Genomic DNA, 23,714 nt, shown 5'->3' on the forward strand with positions numbered 1-23,714 from the left:
AAGTAAAACTTAAGGGAAAACACCATGACAGATAAAAACGTTCTGAACGCTCTGGGACGCGACGCCGCGTATCAACTCGCTAACGTGACCAAAACAGCGCCGCAGTTTGGTGCGATTACGCCGCGCTGGGTTAGCTATTTTCTGGATTACAAAGGACTAGAAGCTGGGATCTATCGAGTTAACAAAGTCGTGGAGGGTGATACGCCGCTGGATGCGCTGTGCAGCCAGGATCCGACCCAGGTCGAAATCCCTAAAGGGTATATCGAATACCAAACGCAGCCGCGTGAATATCAGTTGGATTCTCTTGCGACGATTATTAATGTCGATACCAAAATCGCGGATATCTATAGCTCACCGTTCGATCAGGCTTCTGAGCAAATCGCGCTAGCGATTGAAAGCCTGCGTGAGCGTCAGGAAAGCCAACTCATTAATAACGACGATTACGGCCTGCTCAAGAACATCGCTGATTCTCAGCGGATCCAAACACGTAACGGGCGACCAACGCCGGACGATCTGGATGAACTGATTTCTAAGGTATGGAAAGAACCGTCGTTTTTCCTGGCCCACCCTCGCGCTATTGCTGCGTTTACCCGTGAAGCCACGCGTCGCGGTGTGCCGCCGGTTACGGCTAACTTACACGGCGGGACGTTTATTCTGTGGCGCGGCATCCCTGTGATCCCCTCGGACAAACTGTTTGTTGACGGTTTGAAGACTCCAAAAGGCAAGGGCGGTAAAACCAACATTCTGCTGATTCGTTCTGGTGAAGCTAAGCGCGGTGTGCTCGGCTTGTATCAGTCAGGGTTGCCAAATGAACAATCTCGCGGTCTATCCGTACGTTTTCGCGGCATTGATGACAATGGCGTTGCTTCTTACCTGCTTTCACTCTATTGCTCCGCTGCCATTCTGGCCGATGATGCTATCGCCGTATTGGAAGATGTTGAAGTAGGTGAATATTATGACTACGAATAATCTTTCACTGTTGGGGATTCCCGGCCCGTGGCCAGGTAGTGGTGAGCGTCCGCTGTCGGCTCGAGATTATGGTTTGCCGGATGAACGCGATTTGCTTGCGTTACTGGGGAGCAGAAGTCATCCACAGGGCACGCCGGATCCAACCTATGCGCCGAAAGTGATCCCCTACGGTCAAGATATCGCCGTGCTGCCAAATACAACGGCACAACGGCTGGGTACGTCTTCTGCATCTGTGCCTGCGCCGCTGGCGCGTGTAGGCCATGTTCCAGTGGAACAGATCCGCGCCGATTTCCCGATCCTGTCTGAACAGGTTGACGGTAAGCCGCTCGTTTGGCTGGACAATGCGGCGACGACCCAACGACCCAGACAGGTTATTGAGCGCATCAGCCATTTTTACCTGCATGAAAACTCAAATATTCATCGTGCGGCACACGCGCTGGCTGCGCGTTCAACTGATGCTTACGAGGCTGCAAGGGATAAGGTCGCACGTTTTATCGGGGCGGGCAGTTCGGACAATATTGTGTTCGTACGCGGGACGACAGAAGGGCTAAACCTGATTGCCCAAAGCTATGTCAAACCGCTGTTGCGCCCAGGGGATGAGATTATCCTGACGTTGCTGGAGCACCACGCAAACATTGTGCCGTGGCAGCTAGTCGCTCAGGAGACCGGTGCGGTGATCCGTGTGGCACCGGTGGATGAAGACGGGCAATTGATCATTGAAGAGTATGTTCGTCTGTTCAATGACAAAACACGTTTTGTCTCAGCCACTCACGTTTCCAATGCGTTGGGAACCGTTACACCAATACAGGAGTTGGTGGCGATCGCCCACCGCTTTGGCGTGCGTATTGCCATTGATGGTGCCCAGTCAATTTCGCATATCCCTGTAAATGTGACGACGTTGGATGCTGATTTCTTTGTCTTTTCCGGTCACAAAATCTTCGGGCCTACTGGCATCGGCGTGGTGTACGGCAAAAAGGACGTACTTGAAGAAGCGCGCCCGTATCAGGGCGGCGGCAATATGATCGCCGATGTGACCTTTGAAGTGACGCGTTATCAGCCTGCGCCGAATAAGTTTGAGGCGGGAACGGGGAATATTGCCGATGCCGTCGGGCTTGGTGCCGCCATCGATTATGTCACCGCATTGGGGATCGAAAATATCGCCCAATATGAGCATGCGCTATTGGAGTACGGGATTGAAAAGTTATCGCGGATTCCAGGGCTGAAGCTGATCGGCACCGCAGCAAAAAAGACGAGCGTGTTGTCTTTTGTGCTGCAAGGTCATGAAAACGAAGCGATAGGGCGTCACCTCAGTCAGGCGGGGATTGCAGTACGCTCTGGGCACCATTGTGCTCAGCCTATCCTGCGCCACTTTGGTTACGAAAGTACGGTCAGGCCTTCTCTTGCCTTCTATAACACCCCACAAGAAATTGATTTTCTGGCAGAAAAAATTGCACAGTTGGTCGTACGCTGACACTTTCCGGTACCGCTCTGACTTTTGGCATGAGCGGTATATTTTTTCGTTGATATGCACCACTCATTGTCGTAATGTCCACCACTTCCTTCGTTACATAAGTACCGCTCTGGAACCGTTCTGTATTTTCTTAGACATCTCTGCCTTTAGCTAAAACAATCATTTACAGATAATGGCGCTGTAAGCGATAGACCCCAGCTCTGAAATTCCGCTAGCGTACAAAGATATCGATAGGGTAATGGCGGCACAGTCATCGCTGGTGGAAATCGTGCATACGTTGCGTCAGGTGGTGTGTACAAAAGGATAGAAGAGGGCAGGGAATATGGCATCGTATGATTTACTACTGCAACAGTTGGAAAAACTCGTCGCTTCATCAGACACCGATGATCAGCCCGCACAGGCCGAGCCACTGGGTTCGGCGTCACGCTTGATAACGCTTACGCGCCATTATAACGGGCATATTCGGCAGCGTGCGGTGCTGTGTCTGGGTTTCATGGATGAGGTCTCAGCATTACCAGCACTGATTGAACGGGTGAACGATTGGGCTGAACCAGTACGCCGTGCGGCCAAACAGAGCGTGCGGCTGCTGTTAACGCCGGATAATGCCGCGCATTTTGTCGCCAATTTGCCTGAGATTTTCTGGCTGCTGCAATGCCAGAGGGAAAATCATCAGCCGCTGGTGGATGAGATCGTCAGCTTTCTGGCCGAGGAGCCACATGCGCCCTTGCTACTCGCTGGGCTGTCCTCGGAAGACAAAACCGTCGCCAGACTGTCACTGGATATTCTGGCTGAGCGTAACCTGTTTCCGCTGAAGCAGATTTTTGAGCAGGCGATGCTGCACCGCGATCCGTTAGTCAGAGCGCACGCGGTGCGGTATCTACTAAGCGCAGATCGGGATGTCGATCATGAGGTGATGGCGATTCTGTTGAAAGATACTTTCGCACCCATCAAGCAGGTGGTGTTGCAGTATGTTATCCACAACGCGTTCCCTGTTCCTGAGTCCCTGTTGATCGCGCTACTGTTTGATAAAAATGCGCTGGTGCGCCAACGAGCCTCAGCGCTGTTGCGTGAGACAAACAACGATCCGGTTGCTCATTATCTTACGGCATTGGATCGGGCGGCAACCGTGACAGAGCGTAAAATCACGCTGTGGGGGCTGGATGAACATCGTTACGACGGCATTGTGGTGCTGGCGGAACGCAATCTGGATGAACGCTATCCCAGCCTTTATCACAGCGCCTTGCGTATTCTTATTCAACGTACTGGTGACGATGCTCACGAACGACTGTTGGCTGCCTTACGCCACCCCTCGATTGCTATTGCGAAAGTTGCGCGGAAGCTGTTTTATCAGCAGGAAATCTATTTGTCGCTGCCTGAACTTCAGCGCTGTCTGGAAGAGGCGTCTTCCAGAGAACACATTGAGGTGTACTACTTTTTAGCCCAAAAGTTGAATAAATGGGACTGGCTGATTTTCCTGTTGGATAACGTGCAAGCAGAAAATGCTGCACTAACGCAGGCTGGCGTGAAGTATTGGACGCAGCGGTTCAACCGTTCGGGCATCCTGCCGAATACCCGGCAGCAGGCGCGTTTGCGGGCGTTATTAGATAAAAATCCGCACGTTATCTCGCGTAAAAGCCCGTACATCGCTCTGTTTTTGTTTGGTGGCTGATTCGTTGCCTTTATCCCTGTCCCAAAAAAATATGCTCACGATGGTATGCCATCTGTGACAGATCGGCATTGGACGCGCCGCGCAAACCGGTGCGGCCGGAGTCGATAATAAACGGATCGAGGCTGGCGAGATTAACCAGCTTCATTGCCAATGCAGAAGGCGTGCGGTTAATCAACTTGGCGTAGCGAATGATATCGGGGTTACGCGAATGCAGCCTGCCAAACGGCAATTGACTGTATAAAGTGAAGGCGATCAGTAATTGATCTCGCGTCCAATGGTTGGTAGCCGCCATACGTGTTTCGTCCGTTCGTTAGCGCATTCGATTAGTGATATCGCTAACTATGCCAGGTCATTTCGTAAAATGCATGTGTTTGCCCCGTCTGGATAATTGGTGCAGGCTGCGTTAACGTTCTGACAGCTTTTCAATCATGATGCCGAGAGACTATGCCTCATTCTTATACTCCCTTGTTCCGTCCCTTATGTGCGCTGGCTCTGCTGGTACTGGCGGGGTGTGCCAGCAAAACGGCGACGACGCCGGAATCACGGCCTGCGGATGTTCGCGCGCAGTTGCTCAAACTGTTGCCTGATAACGTGAAAGATCGTCAGGGGTGGGCAACCGATATTGCCACGGCATTTACTACGCAGGGACTCGATCCCAGCAATGAAAATTTATGTTCGGTACTCGCGGTGACCGAGCAGGAATCGACGTTTAACGCCGATCCACAGGTGCCGAATTTGTCGAAAATTGCCTGGCAGGAGATTGACCACCGCGCGGAGAAGGTTCATGTCCCAGCCTTTCTGGTGCGTACCGCGCTACTCATCAAATCTCCTAACGGCAAAAGCTACAGCGAGCGGCTTGATAAGGTACGCACGGAAAAAGAACTCAGCGCGATCTTTGATGATTTCATCGACATGGTGCCGATGGGCCAGCGACTATTTGGGCGGTTAAACCCGGTACATACTGGCGGGCCAATGCAGGTGAGCATTGCTTTCGCCGAAGCTAACGCAAAGGGCTATCCGTATAGCGTGGACGGCTCCCTTCGCCGCGAAGTTTTCAGCCGTCGCGGTGGGATGTATTTTGGCATCAAGCATCTGCTGGGTTATCCGGCGAATTACCCGCAGTCTATTTATCGGTTCGCCGATTTCAACGCAGGACGATATGCCAGCCGAAATGCGGCGTTCCAGCGTGCCGTCAGTCGTCTGACGGGGGTTAAGCTGGCGCTGGACGGTGATTTAATCAACTACAGTTCGGATAAAGCCAGCGCCACAGAGTTAGCGGTGCGTGCATTAGGGAAACGGTTGGACATGAGCGACAGCGCCATTCGTCGTGCGCTGGAGAAGGGCGATAGCCTCGATTTTGAAGACACCAACCTGTATGAACGTGTCTTTGCGCTGGCGGATAAGTCGGGCACGAAAGCGCCGCGCACTATCCTGCCGGGGATCGCGCTGGAAAGTCCGAAAATTACCCGTAAGCTCACTACCGCATGGTTTGCCCAACGGGTCGATGAACGCCGGCAGCGGTGTTTAGTCAGAGCTAAATAGGCAGCGCCCTCCACCGAGGGCGTTGCCGTCATTCACTGCGGTGAGTGCATCAAACTGGCCACTGGCTGAGTTTGATGCCGCGTTCTTGTGCATTTTCGCGGAAATCTTCCAGCATCGTGCGGACATCGGGGTCGATGTAGTCTGCGTTGTCGTGTTCTACAATCACGACGCTGTTGGCGGGGATCTTGTTGAGCAAGCCTTGCAGACGCGGGTTGTGCACAAACGTCAGGTTTTGCTGAAAGCTGAGCACAAAGTGATCGCCGTAGCGTGTGAGCTGCATCGCGTTGCGGTGGCTTTTATAAATGCTGAAAGCTAACTGGGTTATGATGCCAATCCCGATGCCTGCCAGCATCCCAAACACGATGATCCCGATAACGGTCGCGGCGAAAGGGACGAACTGTTGTAAACCCTGACGCCACAGCAGTAGGAACTGTTGCGGAGACGCCAGTTTATAGCCGGTATACAGCAAAACCGCGGCCAGACTGGCAAGCGGAATGACGTTAAGTAAGTCAGTCATGAACAGGCCGCACAGGAGCAGCAACACGCCGTGTAGCAGGATGGAAAATTTGGTACGCGCACCTGCATTGACGTTGACGGAACTGCGCACAATCACGGCAGTAATCGGCAAGCCGCCCAGAAAACCGCTGATCATGTTCCCAATCCCCTGTGCACGCATCTCTTTATCCGGCGAAGGTGCAGGGTGCTGCGGGCGAATTTTCTTTAGCGCTTCCTGACTCAGCAACGTTTCCAGACTGGCCACCAATGCCAGCGTTACCGCAACTACATAAACCGCTGGGTTCTTCCACGCCTGCCAGTCAGGGCGGGTCATCTCCCCCATGAGCTGTTCCAGACTGCCAAATTCAGGCAGGACAATGCGCGGCAGATTATCAACCATCTCGGAGGATAGGCGCTCGCCGTAGACGGTAAATAATCCGCCAAATAGCACGGCGACCAGCGGGCCGGGGAGCCAGCTAAGGGCACTGATTTTTTGCACGGGTTTGGTGGTCCAGAGCCAGAGAATCGCTAGCCCGACCAGACAGACGGTCAGCGCGCTGGCAGAGAATCCGGGTTCGGATGCACCGAAGAGTGATTTCAGGCTGTCTTCACCGTCTGACCCGAAAGCGAGCGGGATTTGCTGAATAATCAGCAGAATGCCGATAGCGGACAGCATGCCTTTAATCACGGTACCGGGAATGAGCGTAATAAAGCGCCCGGCGCGCAGTAGGCCGAGAATACATTGCAGCACCCCGGCGAGCATGATCGCCAATAGCAATGCTGAAAACGATCCCAGGCTGGCGATAGAGCCGGAGACGATAGTGACCAGACCGGCGGCGGGGCCGCTGACGGCATAGCGAGACGGGCTGAATAGGGTGACGACGAGTCCGCCGACGACGCCGGTCAACAGACCGACAAAAGGGGGAAGACCGCTGGCCTGCGCGATGCCGAGGCTCAGCGGTAGGGCAACAAGGAAGACGACGAGCCCCGCTGGGATATCATGTCTGAGTGTGCTCAGGTTCATGGTGATGCCTCCTGTTCCTGTGCGTGACGGTGGATAAGTTCTTTCAGATGACCGCTATGCAGGTCGTAGACACAGCCGAAAACATCCAACTCGACGCCATCGCACCAGGCTTTTTGCACCGGTTCACAGGCGATTAGGTGGGCGAACTGCGCCAGCACGTTGGCCTCAACCAGTTGGTTCTGGCGTGTGCTTTCATCAGCATCACTATTTTGTGAAGCCGCAATGTGCGGCGAAAGCGCCTGACGCAGTGCCGTGATACGGCGGGATAGCGCAGAGTCTTCATGGGCGAGCCCCATCTCGGGCAGATTCACCGCAGCCTGAACGCCACCACAACCGTAGTGTCCGCAGAGCACGATGCGGGAAACATGCAGATATTCAAGGGCATATTGCAGCACACTCATAAAGTTATCGTCGTCAGTGACCACCATGTTCGCGATGTTACGGTGAACAAAAAGCTCGCCGGGAGCAGAGCCAGTCAGCACTTCGGCAGGAACCCGACTGTCTGAACAGCCGATCCAAAGTGAATGGGGTGTCTGGCCCTGCGTGTGTTTTCTGAAATAGTGGGGATGGCGCTGGCGACGCAGCGTGGCCCAACTACGATTTTTGGCTAATAGGGGTTTTAATGTCGTCAAAGTAAACTCTCTCTTTAGAGAACACAGGGATATTTCCCACTCAATTGAGAACGAAGAGGGAACCATTAATTCGTAGCCTTCACTTAATTAAGTTAGGCATAATTGAATTTAGTTCTGGTGTTTTCTAAATCATGACGATTATTGAGAATATTCTTATGTTTTTATTTGTGAGCTATATAAGGTTAATTGATTTAAATACCATTTAAAACAATGAGTTATTTTTATAATCCCCTTGCGATAAGAAAAAGTTATTTTACTTAGAGTCTATTGTGATTATGTATTTAATGTTGCATGGATATTGCAATTTATATTCTTTATTTGATGCATTTTTTATATAAAGTAATACATTTCCAGTATTCGATTTAATTAGTTAATTAAAGTGACTGGAGTACCAATTGTAATTATTTTTGGAAATGTAAAATATATTTTCTTGTCAATAGCCACATATAAAGCATGGAAATAAATAAGAGAAAAGAGGTATCAAAAGCAGACTTGAATAGTGAGTAGAGAACCGGGTGGTTTTACACCCGGTTGAAAGAGAAGAGATGCCTTATTTAGATTGCAACGCTTGCAGTAAAGGCTGCTGTGGTGCGCTGTCGTCAACCTTGAAGCGGCTGACCAACGATTCCATTTCAATCGCCTGTTCATCCAGTAATTGGCTGGCGACGGATGCCTGTGAAACCAGTGTCGCATTCTGCTGGGTGACCATCTCTAACTGGCTGAGCGCTTCGTTGATTTGTGCGATGCCCAGCGACTGTTCATCGGCGGCGATCGCAATCTCATTCACCAGATCGCGCACTTTGCGCGTGCCGGTGACGATGTCGTTAATCCCCTGGTTCGATTGGTTCACCAGCTTCGTACCTTCACTGACGCTGGCAATGCTGTCTGCGATAAGCGCACGGATTTTGCCTGCTTCATCTGCACTACGCTGTGACAGCTGACGAACTTCCGCCGCGACAACAGAGAACCCGCGACCATGCTGCCCGGCTCGTGCAGCTTCAACTGCGGCGTTCAGCGCCAGTAGGTTGGTCTGAAAGGCAATGGCGTCAATGGCGGCAACCACGGCATTCACTCGCCGGCTGGTATCCTGAATTTTTTCCATCGCACCGCTGGCTGATTCGGTAATGGTGCCGACGCGGTGAGCCTGATCGTCTACCTCTGTCGTTAACTGGCGTGCCTGTCCGGCAAAGTCCGCGGTTTGTTTTACCGTGACGGTAATCTCTTCCATGCTGCTGGCGGTTTGCACCAGTGAAGCGGATTGCTCTTCGGTACGCTGCGCCAGATCCTGATTGCCGTTGGCGATCTCGCTGCTGGCACGCCCGATGGTCTGTGAACTGCGCTTAATATTTACCACCATGTCGGCGATGTTTTCCAGTGAGGCGTTATAGGCCTGATTCAACTGTGAAAGCTCGTCAGTTCCCGGTACGCGCAGGCGACGGGTAAGATCGCCGCCCATCTCGCGAATGGTCGTCAGGGTTTGCTGAAGCTGTTCGTTGATACTGCGCATAATCATCGAAGCCAAACCAAGTGCCATCAGGAGAGAAATCAATGCACCAGCTAAATAGCTAATCCAGGATTGACGGGCATCGGCGGCTAAGGCGTTAACCTGTGTCGTCAGATCGTTGGTGGCGAGCTGTTCAACGTTCTTCAGTTCATCAATTTTTACCGTTTGCTGGTTAAACCACTGGCTGGCATCGATATCAAAATTGCCGCCGGGAGAAGTGATTGCCTTATTACGCATCTGGAGCGCACTCTGGGCAGCAGGGTTGTTAAGAGCCTGTTCAAAAGCGTTACGCAGCTCGGCATTGGAGAACATGTTATAGGCGGTGATATACGCCTCACCCTTACCCACCATCTGGTTCAGACGCTCGAACATCCCGGTAGCAAAGCTATTGGCAGAGAAGGTATTAGAAAGCACGGCGCGTTCAAGCCCTGCCTGTTCTTTGACGTTCAGCAGGTTGTAATAGGCAGCCAGACGCTGGGCAATACCGCCGTCGCTAACCAAGTGGGTCATATCTCCGACAATATTCAGCAGATAGCTGACGGAATCGGAATAGTAGCCGAGTGCCTGCGTGACAGAGATCGACATGCTATCGATATTGCGACGATACTCGCCAAGCTGTTGCATTTTCTGCGCAATTTTACCGATCTCTCCACTCACATCGTTACCGAGTTCACTGTCACTGAGATTCGCAGCCGTTTGTTGAAACTGTTGCTGTGCCCGATCGCTGGCTTGCCGCTGCGTAGTGAGTTCGGCACCAAACTTTTTCCCCTGACTGCCAAAATAACCGGCGCTCATTCCGCGTTCACGCTGGAGCTGGTGGGCTAACTCGCCCGCGTCACGTGCTAGCGTAATCAGTTTCTCCATGCGGATCATCTCATGCTCTGTGTTACGTCGCTCCATCACGCCGGAAAAACTGAACCACAGCAGGGCAAGGATGGGTGGGAGGAGGGCCAGAATGAACTTACTGCGGATCGAGATGTGATGAAGGGATTTCATTGATGTGCTCCATAGCCTGCAATCCGTCCTTTTCTGACATGTGCAGTTTGCAAAAGTAGACAGGGTTTATTGTAGTTTCGGCACAGGGAAGCAATGATTTAGCATTGATGATGCAACATCCATAAAAACAGTGCGTCTACTCTGGTTGGGCTTCTTTCATAAGAAGATTTCACTATTGCGGTATGGTACTACCCCGTTATCTTTCTTTTTAATAACTCAATGTAGGTATTTTAATGAAGGATTTATGCCCTAAATAAGATCGTTAACTTATGTTGCCGCGAGGGGGATTTTTTGCCACGGTATCGGTGTTTCTACTGTCTAGATAATGGTGAGCAGCATCGTGGCGTTAATCAGTGAAATCAGGGTAAGAAAAAAGATAACGACCTGGAATGCGTGGCGAGAAGGTTTCATATGTGCTCCTGATTTGGCGAGTGAAAAACACCCGCCTTGTTGAAGGGATTAGAACCATTGGCCGAAGCGGCGGATGTAGGCGCGCTTAACCAACTGTGCGACGGTGCAGTAGCCAATTAGCGTGGCGGCCAGCCAAGGGAAATATTCCCACGGCAGCGGTTGCAAGCCGACCAGTGGCCCCAGTGGAGAGAACGGCAGGTAGATGCCCAGCGCCATCACCAGTCCGGTCATCAGCATCACCGGCAGTGCCGCCGTACTCTGAATAAACGGAATCTTCTGGGTACGCAGCATGTGCACGACCAGCGTTTGGGACAGCAACCCTTCAACGAACCAACCTGACTGGAACAGCGCCTGATGCTCCACGCTGTTGGCGGCAAACACGAACCACATCAGCGCGTAGGTGGTGATGTCAAAAATCGATGACGTCGGCCCGATACACAGCATGAAGCGGCCAATATTTTTAGCATCCCATTTGCGCGGCTTGCGTAGGAACGCCTTATCCATTTTGTCCCACGGCAGCGACAACTGAGAGATGTCGTACATCAGGTTCTGAATCAGCAAATGGATCGCCAGCATCGGCAGGAACGGAATAAAGGCGCTGGCGACCAGCACTGAAAACACGTTACCGAAGTTGGAACTGGCGGTCATGTTCAGGTATTTGATGATATTACCGAACGTCTCGCGGCCTTTGATGACGCCTTCTTCCAGCACCATCAGGTTCTTTTCCAGCAGAATGATATCGGCTGACTCTTTGGCGATATCCGTTCCAGTATCGACAGAAATCCCGATATCAGCATCACGCAGGGCAGGGGCATCGTTGATGCCGTCGCCCAGAAAGCCGACTGTATGATCATTGCCTTGCAGTGCTTTCAGGACGCGGGATTTTTGTAGCGGCGTCAGTCGGGCAAAAATGGTGCGCTTTTCTACCATTACGCCGAGCTGTTCATCGCTGAGTGCGTCGATCTCGTTCCCCTCCAGCACCACACCCGGCTCCAATCCGACATCGCGACAGATCTTGCTGGTAATAATCGCGTTGTCGCCAGTCAGGACTTTTACCGTCACACCGTTTTCATGCAGTGCGCAAATGGCAGCAGAGGCACTCTCTTTTGGTGGATCGAGGAACGTTAGCAGACCGCAGAGGGTCAGATCGCATTCATCCTCGGCGCTGAGCGGCAGCGTGCTGCCCACCGGACTCAGTTCACGGGTGCCAATCATCAGCACGCGAAATCCTTGCTGGTTGTAGCTTTCTGCCAGTTTTTTCAGTGCGTCGCGACGTTCGTCGTCCAGTTCATGCCGCTGTCCGTTCTCACTGACATGTGTGGCGACGGCCAGCATCTCTTCTACCGCACCTTTGCAAATCAGACGCTGTTGGTTGTGCTCGTCGGCAACGATGATGGAGAGACGACGGCGAATAAAATCAAACGGCAACTCATCGATTTTGCGATAGCGACCCAGCGCGGCGATGGCAGGATTATGGCGACCAAACTGCATGATGGCCTGATCCATCAGGTTTTTCATGCCGCTCTGGTGCGCGCTGTTGAGCCAGGCGAGTTGCAGCACACTCTCATCAACCTGACCTTGCGTATTCAGGTGATGCTCAAGGATGATGCGATCCTGCGTTAGCGTGCCGGTTTTGTCGGTGCACAGTACGTCCATCGCACCAAAGTTCTGAATCGCGTTCAGCCGTTTGACCACCACTTTACGCCGTGCCATAGCAATCGCGCCCTTCGCCAGATTGGAGGAGACAATCATCGGCAGCATTTCCGGCGTCAGGCCGACTGCGACCGCCAGTGCGAACAGGCTGGCCTCCATCCAGTCACCTTTGGTGAAGCCGTTAATCAGCAGCACGACAGGCACCATCACGATCATAAAGCGGATCAATAACCAGCTTACGCTGTTAACACCGCGATCGAAGGCGGTCTGGGAACGCGTGCCGACGATGGATTTCGCCAGTGAACCAAAGTAGGTGTAGCTACCGGTTGCCACGACGATTGCCGTTGCCGTACCGCTGGAAATGCTGGTGCCCATCAGGCAGATGTTGGATAGCGTCAGCAGATCGCTCTCGCTGCCGCAGTCAGATGACTGGCAACCTTTGGCGCTAATATCGCTGAATACATCGTATTTTTCGATTGGTAGCGATTCACCGGTCAGTACCGCTTGACTGACGAACAGGTCGCGGGATTCCACCAGCCGAACATCCGCAGGCACCATGTCGCCCGCGGAGAGGATCAGGATATCGCCGGGCACCAGTTGCTGAAGCGGAATTTCCTGCATGACGGTGGTGGCGGTGGCATGAGGGCGGCGCAATACAGTAGCCGTTGTTCGCACCATGGATTTCAGTGCTTCTGCGGCTTTATTGGTGCGAAATTCCTGCCAGAAGCGCAGCAGGCCGCTCAGGCTAACCATCACCAGAATAATGATCACGCCGGTGAGCGAGGTCTCTTCGTTATTGCGCTGCGGCAGCCAGTAATCGGTGAAAAAGCTGATCGCGGCCAGCGCCACCAGTACGTAAATAAACGGGTTATTAAACGCGGCGGCCAACTGCACCAGCGCGTGCGGCGCTTTTTCATGGGCGACGCGGTTTTCGCCATAGGTTTGCTGACGCTCAATGACGTCATCATGGCTTAGGCCGTGCAGATGCGTATTCAGGTTAGCCAGTGTTTGATCGAGGCTGTTTTGTGCCTCACGGGCAATTGCAAAGGTGGCCGTGGGTGTCTTGCGGGCGCGGCGATGCCCCGTTTGCGTGATCATATCGGTCATGGTGCTGCTCTCTTAATGTTGCCTGTCCGCCGCGCACGGGCGCACATCCCAGATAAAGGGACGTAAAGCGGAAAAAATAAAGGTATTAAGGGAGGTAAACGACGCAGGCGGAGAGAACAGAGAAGTCGAGGAAGAAGACGGTCCTTATTCTAACGGATGCGGTTTACCGGGCCATCGAGGGTGTTCGTCCATGTGGTCTCCTTATCGCCGAGTGGCGAGATGTAAAATAAAAAGCGTCGTCAACTGACGAAACCGGGTGGGGAGAAACAGAGTACATAGTTTCGTGATGCAACCATAACCCTGCTTGCCTAAACCGGACGTCAACGTTTGCTATATCAAAAATTCGTGTCAGATATGAGAAGAATGCCGTCGTCCTGAGCTACGTCATGGTTTGTTTAATGATAATGAGTATTATTTTTCAGCGCGATCTCATTTATGGCGCGCATTAATCCTCTGACGCTTACTCAAGGACGTGGCTGGGATGACAAATCAGCCAGAGGTAGCTTTGGACGTCGCTTGCTGCGCTCCCGGTGGGCAAGGTTCGCGTAACGGTGCCGAGTCGCGCTGCCAACGCCCAGACAACTTGCAGTATGACAATATATTAGATAAATGGAATATGACGATGTATGAATTAAAAAACCTGATTAATAAGGTACATACACAGCATGGAACGCGGGTTGGCAGACGTCTTGCCGCGACATTTTTGCTTTGTCTTTCCCCTTTCTTTATCCATCCGGCGGCGGCGCAAGCACCAGCCTCCCTCACTTTCGCCAACTTCCGTGATACGCGCGATCTGAACCCGCATATCTATTCGGGCGAGATCTGGGCGCAGAACATGCTGTATGAGTCGCTGGTGAAGGTGACGCCAGATGGCATCCAGCCCTGGCTGGCGGAAAAATGGGACACGTCGGCTGACGGCAAGGTATATACCTTTACGCTGCGCCAGGGGGTGATGTTCAGCGATGGGGGGGCATTTAACGCGCAGGCCGCGAAACAGAATATTGATGCCGTACTGGCAAACCGGGAGCGTCATGGCTGGCTGGAGATGGTGCGCATTATTGATAAAGTAGAGGTGCTGAGTGAGTATCAATTGCGCTTTACCCTCAAAGAACCCTACTACCCGTTCCTGATCGAACTGGCGGTCACGCGTCCGATGCGCTTTATCTCCCCGGCGGCGATGAAGGATGGGGGCACCAAAACCGGCGTGAAAGCCTACATCGGCACCGGACCGTATGTGATGAGCGAACACAAAACCGACGAATATGCGGTCTTTACGCTAAACCCGTATTACTGGGGCGAAAAACCTCAGTTGGAACGCGTGGTGATGAAAGTCATCCCGGATAATCAGACGCGTCTGCTGGCATTACAAAAAGGCGAGATCGAACTGATTTACGGTAAAAATATGATCGACGCTGATTCGTTTGCGCAATTGAATAAGAATAAGACATTCGCAACGCAGCTCTCTGAGCCGGTTTCAACCCGTATGCTGCTGGTTAACACCACATCGGAAAATCTGAAGGATGTGCGCGTGCGGCAGGCGTTGCAGCATGCGGTCAATAAAGTTGATATCGCTGAGGGCATTTTCAACGGCAGCGAAGTGCCGGCGGATACGCTGCTGGCGAAAAACGTTCCTTACAGCAATATTGACCTGAAGCCTTATACCTATGATCTGGATAAGACGGCGGCGCTGCTGGACGCCGCAGGTTGGGTGAAAAAAGCCGGTCAGGAATGGCGTCAGAAAGACGGCAAACCGCTCTCCATCGGTATTTATTACGACAGCAATACCGCCTCGCAGAAAGTGATTGCCGAGTATTTGCAAGGTGAATTTGCTACGTTGGGCATTGATCTCAAGCTGCATGGCGAAGAGGAGCAGGCGTATCGCGATCGGCAGAAAGCCGGTAAATTCGACATTGTATTTAATATCTCCTGGGGAACGCCTTACGATCCGCAATCCTTCCTGTCGGGCATGAAATTGCCGGTCTATGGTGACTATGCCGCTCAGCAAGGGCTGGCGGAGAAAAAGCAGATCGACGATAGCATCGCTCACGCGCTGGTGACTACCGATGAAAAAGCGCGGCAGGAATATTATCGCTATGTACTGACAACGCTGCATAATGAGGCGGTCTATATTCCATTGACCTACGAGCGTAACCGCGCGGTGTATGTGAAGAGCCTGAAAAATGTGGGCTTCAATCCTTCACAGTTTGAGATCCCATTTGATCGTATGTCTCGCGAATAGCGGGCTGCTGTCTCCCCACTTTGCCATCAGGGAAAGTGGGGGTTTTACGTTTTCTGCACTGTGGATGCATGAGTAAAATAACAGGGTTGATGTGAAAAAATATCTCTGCCGACGTCTGCTACTGACTGTACCGATCTTATTTGGTATCTCATTTCTCTCTTTTCTATTACTGAATTTGGTGCCTGCGGATCCGGCAGAAGTGGCGCTGCGGGTGAACGAGATGATCCCTACGCCGGAATCAATCTCGGCGATGCGCCAACAACTGGGGCTGGATCGACCATTTCTGCTACGTTACCTCTACTGGCTGGCCGATGCGGTGCGGCTGGATTTTGGTTACTCCTATGTCAATAACCGTCTGGTGCGGGATGAAATCGCGCGATGCTTGCCCGCGACATTGGCGTTAGCCGTAGTGGCTTTGGTCATCATTGTGTGCGTCAGCATTCCACTGGGCGTATTGAGTGCGGTGTATAAAGACAGCCTGTTCGATCGTGTGGTGCGCACGCTGATCTTTCTCGGCACCGCCATGCCCAGCTATTGGCTCGGCCTGCTGCTAATCTGGTGGTTTGCGCTGGCCTGGGACTGGCTACCGACCAGCGGCAGCGGGACATTCGCGCACATTATCCTGCCAGCGGTAACGCTGTCGATGGTGTATATTGCCATCTATATCCGATTGATTCGTAATAACATGTTGGAAAACATGCAGCAGTATTATGTCTATTATGCGCGTGCCAGAGGGCTGACGGAGAGGCGAATTATTTTACGTCATGTACTAAAAAATTCGCTGCATAGCAGTATCACTGCGCTGGGCATGAGTATTCCACAGTTACTTGCTGGCACCGTCATTATCGAAAATATTTTTGCCTGGCCCGGCGTGGGTCGGCTGTGCATTTCCGCCATTTTCAGCCGCGACTATCCGGTGATTCAGGCTTATATCCTGATGATGGCGGTGCTGTTTGTGTTCTGTAATTTGCTGGTGGACATTATTCAGCGTTGGATGGATCCGGATTTGCGACAAGGAGAATAGGATGACGTTTTCGCAAAAATTGCTGCACGATAAAGTCGCATTACTTTGCTTGCTGATTATCCTTGTGGTGGTCGCGATCGGGATTTTCGCGCCGTGGCTGGCGCCCAACGATCCGAACAAGATCAATATCGTCCGTAAATATGCGGATTTCGGCGCACGCTTTCCGCTTGGTGCCGATCACCTTGGGCGCTGCGTGCTGTCGCGGCTGATGTTCGGCGTGCGAACCACGCTGTTTTTGGCGCTGCTCACCATGAGCATCACCATTGTCGTGGGGTGTCTGTTTGGCTTTCTGTCCGGTTATTTTCGCGGGCGCTTTGATGAAATCATGATGCGCGCCTGCGATATCATGCTGTCTTTTCCCAGCCAAATAATGATCCTGGCGATTGTCGGGATTCTGGGGGTTGGCATCATGAACGTCATTCTTGCCAATATTCTGGTGAAGTGGGCGTGGTATACCCGCATGATTCGGGGCATTGTGATTAAACATAGTCAGAAAAATTACATCCTGTTTTCGCGCGCCAGCGGTACGCCTCTGTGGTTTATTCTTCGCCGTCATTTGCTGCCCAATACGCTATCCGAAATTGTGGTATTGGCCACGCTGGATACCGGTTGGGTCATTTTGAATATTTCCGCTTTATCCTTTCTCGGCTTAGGTGTGCAGGCACCAACGGCAGAGTGGGGGACGATGCTCAGCGAGGCGAAGAAAGTGATGATGAGTCATCCAGAGCAAATGTTAGCCCCAGGATTGGCAATTTTAGTGGTGGTGGCCGCATTTAATTTGCTGGGTGATTGTCTGCGTGATGCGATTGACCCACGGGAGTCTCAGCAATGACGGAATTATTACGTGTCGAAAATGCGCGGGTTGAGTTGAACCTGAGCGGAAAAGCGCTGCTGACGGATATTAATTTTTCACTGCCGCGCCATGCCTGTCTCGGTGTGGTGGGAGAAAGCGGTAGCGGGAAGAGCCTGACCTGCCGCATGCTGATGGGTCTGCTGGATAAACAGTTTACCTGTTCGGGGCAGGCGTGGCTGAATGGTACGGATTTGCTGGCACTGCCACAAGAGGCCATGCGGCCACTCCGTGGTAAAACGATTGGCATGATCCTGCAACACCCGATGAATGCGTTTGATCCCCTGCAATCGGTTGGAAAACAGATGGTGGAAACCTTTGGCGTCCATTTGGCGTTATCCCCGCGTGAGGCACGTGAACGGGCGCTGGAAATGATGCAATACGTTCGCCTGCGGGATGTGACATCGCTGTTTGACCGCTATCCCAGCCAGATTAGCGGCGGTATGTTACAGCGTATCATGATTGCGATTGCGCTGGCGCTGGAACCGCAGTTGCTGATTGCTGATGAGCCGACCACCGCGCTGGATTCGGTAACGCAGCACGACATCATGGAGTCGTTCAGCGCCATTCGGGAGCGCCTGGGCACCACCATGATTTTTATTTCGCATGATTTTGGCGTGATCAACCACATCGCCGACCAGGTGCTGGTGATGTATCAGGGTAGGGTGGTGGAACAGGGCGAGTTGCGTCAGGTGTTGCACCGTCCGCAGCACGAACATACGCGCTATCTGGTCGCCTCTCGTCAGGCGTTGCAGCGACGCTATCAGGCGCTGGTGCTGCCGTCCGCAAACGAAGAGGGAAAAGCGACGCAGGAGGTGACGTATGGCCGTGTTGGTTGATGTAGCGCAGCTTAGCCACGGTTACCTTGCGGAAAACGACGGTAAGTGGCGTCCCGTGCTGCATGATATCTCTTTCCATGTGCGGCTGGGGGAGTGTCTGGGCATTATTGGTGAAAGCGGCAGCGGAAAAAGTACGCTTGGTCGCCTACTGCTGGGATTGGAAACGCCGAACAGCGGATGTGTGACGTTGGCGGGCCTGCCGATTGGCACTCCACGCCGTTTCTGGTCGTGTCGACGTCATGCGCAACCCCGCGTCAGTGCGGTGTTTCAGGACTATACCTCGTCTGCCAATCCCGCCATGACGATACGGGAGATTGTCGCGGAACCGCTGCGAGTGCGCGGCGTGACGCGTCGTGAAGACATTAGGCTACAGGTTGCGGCATTGCTGGAACAGGTCGGCCTGGCGAGCGATCTGAGTGAGCGCTTCCCTCACCAGTTGAGTGGTGGGCAGATGCAGCGCGTCTGTATCGCTCGTGCCATTGCTTGTCAGCCAGCGTTTATTGTGTTGGATGAAGCCGTTAGCGCGCTGGATGTTTCTGTGCAGTTGCAGGTGCTGGATCTGTTGGTTGAATTGCGTGAACGGCTAGGATTAACCTATTTGTTCATTAGTCATGATTTGGCCGCCATCGCGTATTTGTGCCAGAGGGTGATATTCCTACAGTCTGGACGCATCATTGAACGTGTTGATGACATGAAGTTGTTGGGACAGGTACAACATCCCTATGCCCAGAAGTTATTGCAATCAGTGATGACGTTCTGAGACTGCAACCGCCTCGCTCTGTGGTACGCTGCGACAGGTTGCCGTTGCCCTGAGCGATCTCACAGGACGCCAGCGTGATGGATTCGCTGCCGCTCACGATGGTATGCACGATACTCATCAATAGGTGGTTCATATCGTTGCTTGAGGCGAGAAGACTCGTGCTGTCATAAGGCAGCGATAATGTCATTACCGCTGCACGTTTATTCGTCGTGCAACGCCTTCCTCAGTCCAGATAGAACACAGGGTCGAGTGCATCACCGATCGGGCTGTTATCGGGATGAGAGGGCATGACGTCGCTCATGTGTTTCCACCAGCGTTGGCAGACATCCGTTTGCGCAATCGCTTCCCAGCGTGCTTCTGATTCGACCTCGACATAGCCGAACAGCAGATTGCGCTGTTTATCCAGAAAAATACTGTAGTGGTGCGCGCCGTGGTTTTTCAGCACCTCAGCCAGTTCTGGCCAGATAGGGTTATGGCGGCGCTGATATTCGTCGTGGCAGTCAGGAAAAACTGACATCACAAAGGCCTTACGCAACATGGATGAGTCCCCGTAGTCGTTGGCAAGAACGCCACGGCGGTGATGCCGTGACGGTGTGAGACTGAAAGCAATTTTAGGCCGAAATACGTTCTATGCTAAAAAACCATTCTACGTATAAAGACCCGTGCTACACGCGCAGCGCGGCTTCCAGTGGCGTGACGCCGAAACGTTTACCCAGAGCGATCAGTTCTTCGGTCGAGATCGTCTGCTTTTTACCCCCCATCGATCTGACTTTCACCATGACTTCGGCGGATTTTTCCGCGGTATCGATCAGGCCAAAGGCGTCATCCAGCGTCGGACCGGTGCCGAAGATGCCGTGGAAGGGCCACAATACCAGCGAATGACGCTTCATTTGTTCGGAGGTGGCATCGCCAATCGAATCGGTGCCCGGCACCATCCACGGCACAATCCCCACACCGTCTGGGAAGACGACCAGACACTCCGTGCTGCCTTCCCACAGTTCACGGGTGAACGTAGCGGTATTCAGCTCCAGCACGTAGCTCAGGGCAATCAGATTGGTTGCGTGGCAGTGCATGATGACGCGGTCGTGCCCGTGGGTTACGCCCATACGCACAATGTGCGACTGGAAATGCGAGGCCAGTTCAGACGTTGGCAGACCACCGTTGGTGAGCCCCCAGAAAATACGATAGCCTTTACCATCACTATCGACCTGTAACACCACCAGTGAATCAGCCGGATCCAGTTGAACATTGCGGAAGAATTTGCCGGAGCCGGTGACGATAAACCAGCAATCTGCCAGTTCCGGCATCGGCTGTGATAGTGCCTCATGACGCGGCTGAGGAGAGAAATCGCTTTCATAAGGCGTCACATCCTCAGCCGTCAAGCGCAGGCTGACGTTGCCGCCGTTACGTTCGTCCCAGCCTTTGAGCCACATGTCGCTGGTGGCTTTAATCATTCCCTGTACAAACCAGGAAGAGAGAATTGCTTGCATAGTCTTACCCTTGACGTTGAGTGAGGATGGTTTCTTCATACTGACGCACCTGTTGCAGCCATTCGCTGCCTGGGAGCACGTCATGACGCTGGCAGTAGTGTTCCCACACTGCCTGCCACGGCAGCGATTTTTGCTCTTCCAGCAAGGCCAGACGCGCGGTGTAATCGCCGTTTTGTTCCAGCTTGCGCAGTGTTTCTGTGGGTTCCAACAGCGCGCGCAGCAGGGCTTTCTTCATATTACGGGTGCCGATGACCCAGGCAGCAATTCGGTTGATCGAGGCATCGAAGAAATCCAGCCCGATGTGCACGCGATTCAGTAACTGATGACGGATGATTTCGTGGGCGATAGCCTGCGTTTCGTCATCCAGCAGTACGACATGGTCGCTGTCCCAGCGTACTGGGCGGCTGACGTGCAGTAGCAGGCGTGGGACGTACAGAATCGCGCTGGAGATTTTGTCGGAAATGACTTCGGTCGGGTGGAAGTGTCCAGCATCCAGACAGAGCGCGGTGCCGCGGCTGGCGGCGTAGCCGAGACAAAATTCACCGGAGCCGACGGTAAAACTTTCCGCGCCTATCCCGAACAGCTTGCTTTCCACGGCGTCGATATGGTGTGCCTGATCGAGCGGTTCGGCGATGACCTCATCCAGCGCGCTGAGCAGCCGCTGGCGGAACGCCAGGCGATCGATGGTCAAATCTTTCATGCCGTCTGGTACCCAGATGTTCATTACCGATGGCGTGCCGAGTTCACGACCGAAGTAGGCCGAAATCCGGCGGCTGGCCTGACAGTGTTCAATCCAGAAACGGCGTACTTTTTCGTCCGGGTGCGACAGGGTAAAACCGTCCTCGCTCAGCGGATGAGAAAAGCAGGTCGGGTTAAAATCCAGCCCGAGCTGGTGGCGCTTGGCCCAGGCAACCCAGTTGCTGAAATGCTCAGGAGCAATCTCGTTGCGGGCGACGGGCTGTGCGGATTCCAGATAGATGGCGTGCAGGTTCAGCCGTTTGGGGCCGGGGATCAGCGCGAATGCTTGTTCCAGATCGGCACGCAGTTCATCTGGCGTACTCGCTTTGCCAGGGTAGTTGCCCGTGGCCTGAATACCGCCGGTCAGTGGCCCGCCGGTATTCTCGAATCCGGCCACATCGTCACCCTGCCAGCAGTGCATTGACACCGGAATCTGATCGAGCTGTTCCAGCGCCGCCTCTACATCAACATTCAGGCTGGCATAACGCGTTTTTGCCAACTGCCAGGCAGCTTCAATCGGTGTGCTCATTGTGTTGTCTCCTTTTTGCCCTGTGGGGCGGTTTCTGGCTGGCTGAGCGCCTGAAAACGACGCCAGTGCCCGGCAAAATCACTCTCCGCACGCGGGGTATAGCGATGCAGAGGGAAGTTATGAGTCAGCATGTGCCGGAATGCGGCAAGGTCGGTGATGGCGCCTAGCGCCATCAGTTGGCAACCGATATTGCCAAGCGTCGAGGCTTCGACTGGCCCGGCGAGAACCGGAATCTGGCACACGTCGGCACACAGCTGGTTGAGAAACGCGTTCTGACTGCCGCCGCCCACAATATGTAATTGGCGGATCGGTGCTTGGCGCAGTTCACCCAATTCCAACACCACCTGGCGGTAGAGCAGTGCGAGGCTGTCGAAAATGCAGCGTGCCAGCTCGGCATCACTTTGGGGGACCGGCTGGCCGTGTTCACGACAATAGTCGCGGATTGCCTGATGCATGGACGGCGGATTGATAAAACGATCGTCGTTAGGGTTAATCAGGCTGACAAAGGCGGGCAGCGCGGTAGTGGACTGAATCAGCGCGCTTAAATCTTTGATGTCACGCTCCTGACAAACCCGCTGTAGCAGCCATAGCCCCATGATGTTTTTCAGCACTCGGTAGGTGCCATCCACGCCGCCTTCGTTGGTGATATTGGCGGCCAGCGCCTGCGGGCTATTAAACGGCGTGTCGCTCTCGATGCCCATTAGAGACCAGGTGCCGGAGCTGAGGTAGGCGCTGTCGCGGCTCTGCAACGGTGTACCGACTATCGCGCTGGCGGTATCGTGCGTCGCGACGGCGGTGACGGGAATTTGGCGTCCACTCGGTGCTGTCCAGTTTCCGACGGCGTGCCCCGGCTGCACCGGATCGCTCAACCAGCGGCGCGGTACGCCCAGATAGTCCAGCAGTTCGCCATCCCAGGTTTGCTGTTCCAGATTAAGCAGTTGGGTCGTGCTGGCGTTGGTATATTCACAGACCAGACTCCCCGTAAGGCGATAGTGAAAATAGTCGGGGATCATCAGCAGATGTTCCACCTGATCCAGATCGTCAGGAGGGGCGTCGCACAGCGCTTTGAGCTGATACAGTGTATTAAACGGCAGGAACTGGATTCCAGTACGCTGATAGATAGCCTCACGACCCAGTTCGGCGGTAACGGCGGCCATTACGCCGTCTGTACGGTGATCGCGATAGGAATACGGCAGGCCGACGCATTGCCCGCGTTTATCGAGTAACACATAGTCCACGCCCCAGCTGTCAACCCCAATGCTATCGGGAGCGATACCCATGGCATCAATTTGCTGCAATCCGGTGAGGATGTCGCGTTCCAGCGCGACGAGATCCCACTGGTGATGGTTGTCCTGAAAAACCAGTGTATTGCTGAAACGGTGAATTTCTTTCAGCGTCAGATGCTGCGTTGCGGTGTGCAAGGTTGCGAGCATGACCCGACCACTGGATGCCCCTAAATCCACCGCCACGATATTCTTCACCGCCATAGCCGCACTCCTTTTGTTGGATGTGTTGCAGTGTAAAGAGCGTTAACAGAAGCCACCTTCCGATGAGTGCCACCTAAAACAGGTGGTTGGCAAAATGACAAAGCTGACCGTGAAAGGGCTCACAATCTGGAAAATTATTCAGAAAATAACCACGTGAAAAACAGGGAAAAGGCGGTGTGATCCTTGCCACACTTCAATCAATTGGGCGGTGCGATCTTAAAAAAAGAGCAGTCATACGGCGAGGGCGTGACGGTATTTTAAGGTCAGTTTTGTTGCTTCTGACTA

General features: G+C 53.3%; 17 protein-coding genes and 2 pseudogenes. 10 read left to right on the plus strand and 9 right to left on the minus strand.

The genetic code is table 11. The annotated features are described in order from the left end of the window. Nucleotides 1-24: 24 nt before the first annotated feature. The 4 genes and pseudogenes from KP22_RS14245 to KP22_RS14255 all read left to right on the plus strand — a co-directional run bounded on the left by KP22_RS14245 (nucleotide 25) and on the right by KP22_RS14255 (nucleotide 4,109). Entirely contained in the window at nucleotides 25-969 is a 945-nt protein-coding gene (locus KP22_RS14245) for a family 2A encapsulin nanocompartment shell protein (RefSeq protein WP_039304397.1), read from the plus strand. Next, complete coding sequence (locus KP22_RS14250; RefSeq protein WP_039324887.1) at nucleotides 956-2,440, plus strand: cysteine desulfurase; 1,485 nt, start codon at nucleotides 956-958, stop codon at nucleotides 2,438-2,440. The genes KP22_RS14245 and KP22_RS14250 overlap by 14 nt, the downstream gene beginning before the upstream one ends. Before the next feature lie 190 nt (nucleotides 2,441-2,630). Then, nucleotides 2,631-2,747: pseudogene (locus KP22_RS22450) on the plus strand (RtcB family protein); the annotation flags it as partial. Nucleotides 2,748-2,762: 15 nt separating this feature from the next. After that, complete coding sequence (locus tag KP22_RS14255) at nucleotides 2,763-4,109, plus strand: HEAT repeat domain-containing protein (RefSeq protein WP_039324890.1); 1,347 nt, start codon at nucleotides 2,763-2,765, stop codon at nucleotides 4,107-4,109. A 61-nt stretch (nucleotides 4,110-4,170) separates the two neighbouring features. Here the strand turns inward: KP22_RS14255 and KP22_RS14260 are convergent. After that, nucleotides 4,171-4,401: pseudogene (locus tag KP22_RS14260) on the minus strand (HNH endonuclease); the annotation flags it as partial. A gap of 152 nt (nucleotides 4,402-4,553) precedes the next feature. Between KP22_RS14260 and KP22_RS14265 the strand changes: the two are divergent. Beyond that, a complete protein-coding gene (locus tag KP22_RS14265; RefSeq protein ID WP_039304410.1) occupies nucleotides 4,554-5,651 on the plus strand; it encodes a DUF1615 domain-containing protein in 1,098 nt (365 codons plus the stop codon). A gap of 49 nt (nucleotides 5,652-5,700) precedes the next feature. Here the strand turns inward: KP22_RS14265 and KP22_RS14270 are convergent, their stop codons facing one another. The 4 genes from KP22_RS14270 to mgtA form a co-directional block, all read right to left on the minus strand. Continuing rightward, nucleotides 5,701-7,170 (minus strand): SulP family inorganic anion transporter, encoded by a 1,470-nt coding sequence (locus KP22_RS14270; RefSeq protein ID WP_039304413.1) that lies wholly within the window; start codon nucleotides 7,168-7,170, stop codon nucleotides 5,701-5,703. Beyond that, nucleotides 7,167-7,835, minus strand: a complete 669-nt coding sequence (locus KP22_RS14275) for a carbonic anhydrase (RefSeq protein ID WP_072012587.1) — start codon at nucleotides 7,833-7,835, stop codon at nucleotides 7,167-7,169. Before KP22_RS14275 ends, KP22_RS14270 begins: the two co-directional genes overlap by 4 nt. A 517-nt stretch (nucleotides 7,836-8,352) precedes the next feature. Beyond that, nucleotides 8,353-10,302, minus strand: a complete 1,950-nt coding sequence (locus tag KP22_RS14280) for a methyl-accepting chemotaxis protein (RefSeq protein ID WP_039304419.1) — start codon at nucleotides 10,300-10,302, stop codon at nucleotides 8,353-8,355. A gap of 459 nt (nucleotides 10,303-10,761) precedes the next feature. After that, nucleotides 10,762-13,473, minus strand: a complete 2,712-nt coding sequence (gene mgtA / locus KP22_RS14285) for a magnesium-translocating P-type ATPase (RefSeq protein WP_039324892.1) — start codon at nucleotides 13,471-13,473, stop codon at nucleotides 10,762-10,764. A 481-nt stretch (nucleotides 13,474-13,954) separates the two neighbouring features. Between mgtA and nikA the strand changes: the two genes are divergently transcribed. From nikA to KP22_RS14310, 5 genes are all read left to right on the plus strand, one after another. Further along, nucleotides 13,955-15,712, plus strand: coding sequence for a nickel ABC transporter substrate-binding protein (gene nikA, locus KP22_RS14290; protein WP_244880034.1), 1,758 nt, complete (start codon nucleotides 13,955-13,957; stop codon nucleotides 15,710-15,712). A gap of 91 nt (nucleotides 15,713-15,803) precedes the next feature. Beyond that, a complete protein-coding gene (gene opp1B / locus KP22_RS14295; RefSeq protein WP_039304427.1) occupies nucleotides 15,804-16,736 on the plus strand; it encodes a nickel/cobalt ABC transporter permease in 933 nt (310 codons plus the stop codon). 1 nt (nucleotide 16,737) lies between these two features. Beyond that, the gene (gene opp1C / locus KP22_RS14300) at nucleotides 16,738-17,568 is read left to right on the plus strand and encodes a nickel/cobalt ABC transporter permease (protein ID WP_039304430.1); all 831 of its coding nucleotides are present in this window, start codon (nucleotides 16,738-16,740) and stop codon (nucleotides 17,566-17,568) included. After that, nucleotides 17,565-18,425 carry an ABC transporter ATP-binding protein gene (locus tag KP22_RS14305; RefSeq protein ID WP_052012534.1) on the plus strand — a complete coding sequence of 287 codons (861 nt, stop codon included), beginning with the start codon at nucleotides 17,565-17,567 and terminating at the stop codon, nucleotides 18,423-18,425. Before opp1C ends, KP22_RS14305 begins: the two co-directional genes overlap by 4 nt. Next, a complete protein-coding gene (locus tag KP22_RS14310) occupies nucleotides 18,409-19,185 on the plus strand; it encodes an ABC transporter ATP-binding protein (protein WP_039304433.1) in 777 nt (258 codons plus the stop codon). Before KP22_RS14305 ends, KP22_RS14310 begins: the two co-directional genes overlap by 17 nt. A gap of 223 nt (nucleotides 19,186-19,408) precedes the next feature. On the opposite strand, the gene rhaM is transcribed toward KP22_RS14310, so the two are convergent. From rhaM to rhaB, 4 genes are all read right to left on the minus strand, one after another. Beyond that, complete coding sequence (rhaM, locus tag KP22_RS14315; RefSeq protein ID WP_039304436.1) at nucleotides 19,409-19,723, minus strand: L-rhamnose mutarotase; 315 nt, start codon at nucleotides 19,721-19,723, stop codon at nucleotides 19,409-19,411. 127 nt (nucleotides 19,724-19,850) lie between these two features. Next, a complete protein-coding gene (gene rhaD, locus KP22_RS14320) occupies nucleotides 19,851-20,675 on the minus strand; it encodes a rhamnulose-1-phosphate aldolase (RefSeq protein ID WP_039324896.1) in 825 nt (274 codons plus the stop codon). Between the two features lie 4 nt (nucleotides 20,676-20,679). Continuing rightward, entirely contained in the window at nucleotides 20,680-21,942 is a 1,263-nt protein-coding gene (locus KP22_RS14325) for an L-rhamnose isomerase (RefSeq protein ID WP_039304440.1), read from the minus strand. Next, on the minus strand, nucleotides 21,939-23,429 hold the full coding sequence (gene rhaB / locus KP22_RS14330; RefSeq protein WP_039324898.1) for a rhamnulokinase: 1,491 nt from the start codon (nucleotides 23,427-23,429) through the stop codon (nucleotides 21,939-21,941). The genes KP22_RS14325 and rhaB overlap by 4 nt, the downstream gene beginning before the upstream one ends. Nucleotides 23,430-23,714: the final 285 nt, after the last annotated feature.

The organism is Pectobacterium betavasculorum, from assembly GCF_000749845.1.
In the GTDB taxonomy this organism is placed as follows: Bacteria; Pseudomonadota; Gammaproteobacteria; order Enterobacterales; family Enterobacteriaceae; genus Pectobacterium; species Pectobacterium betavasculorum.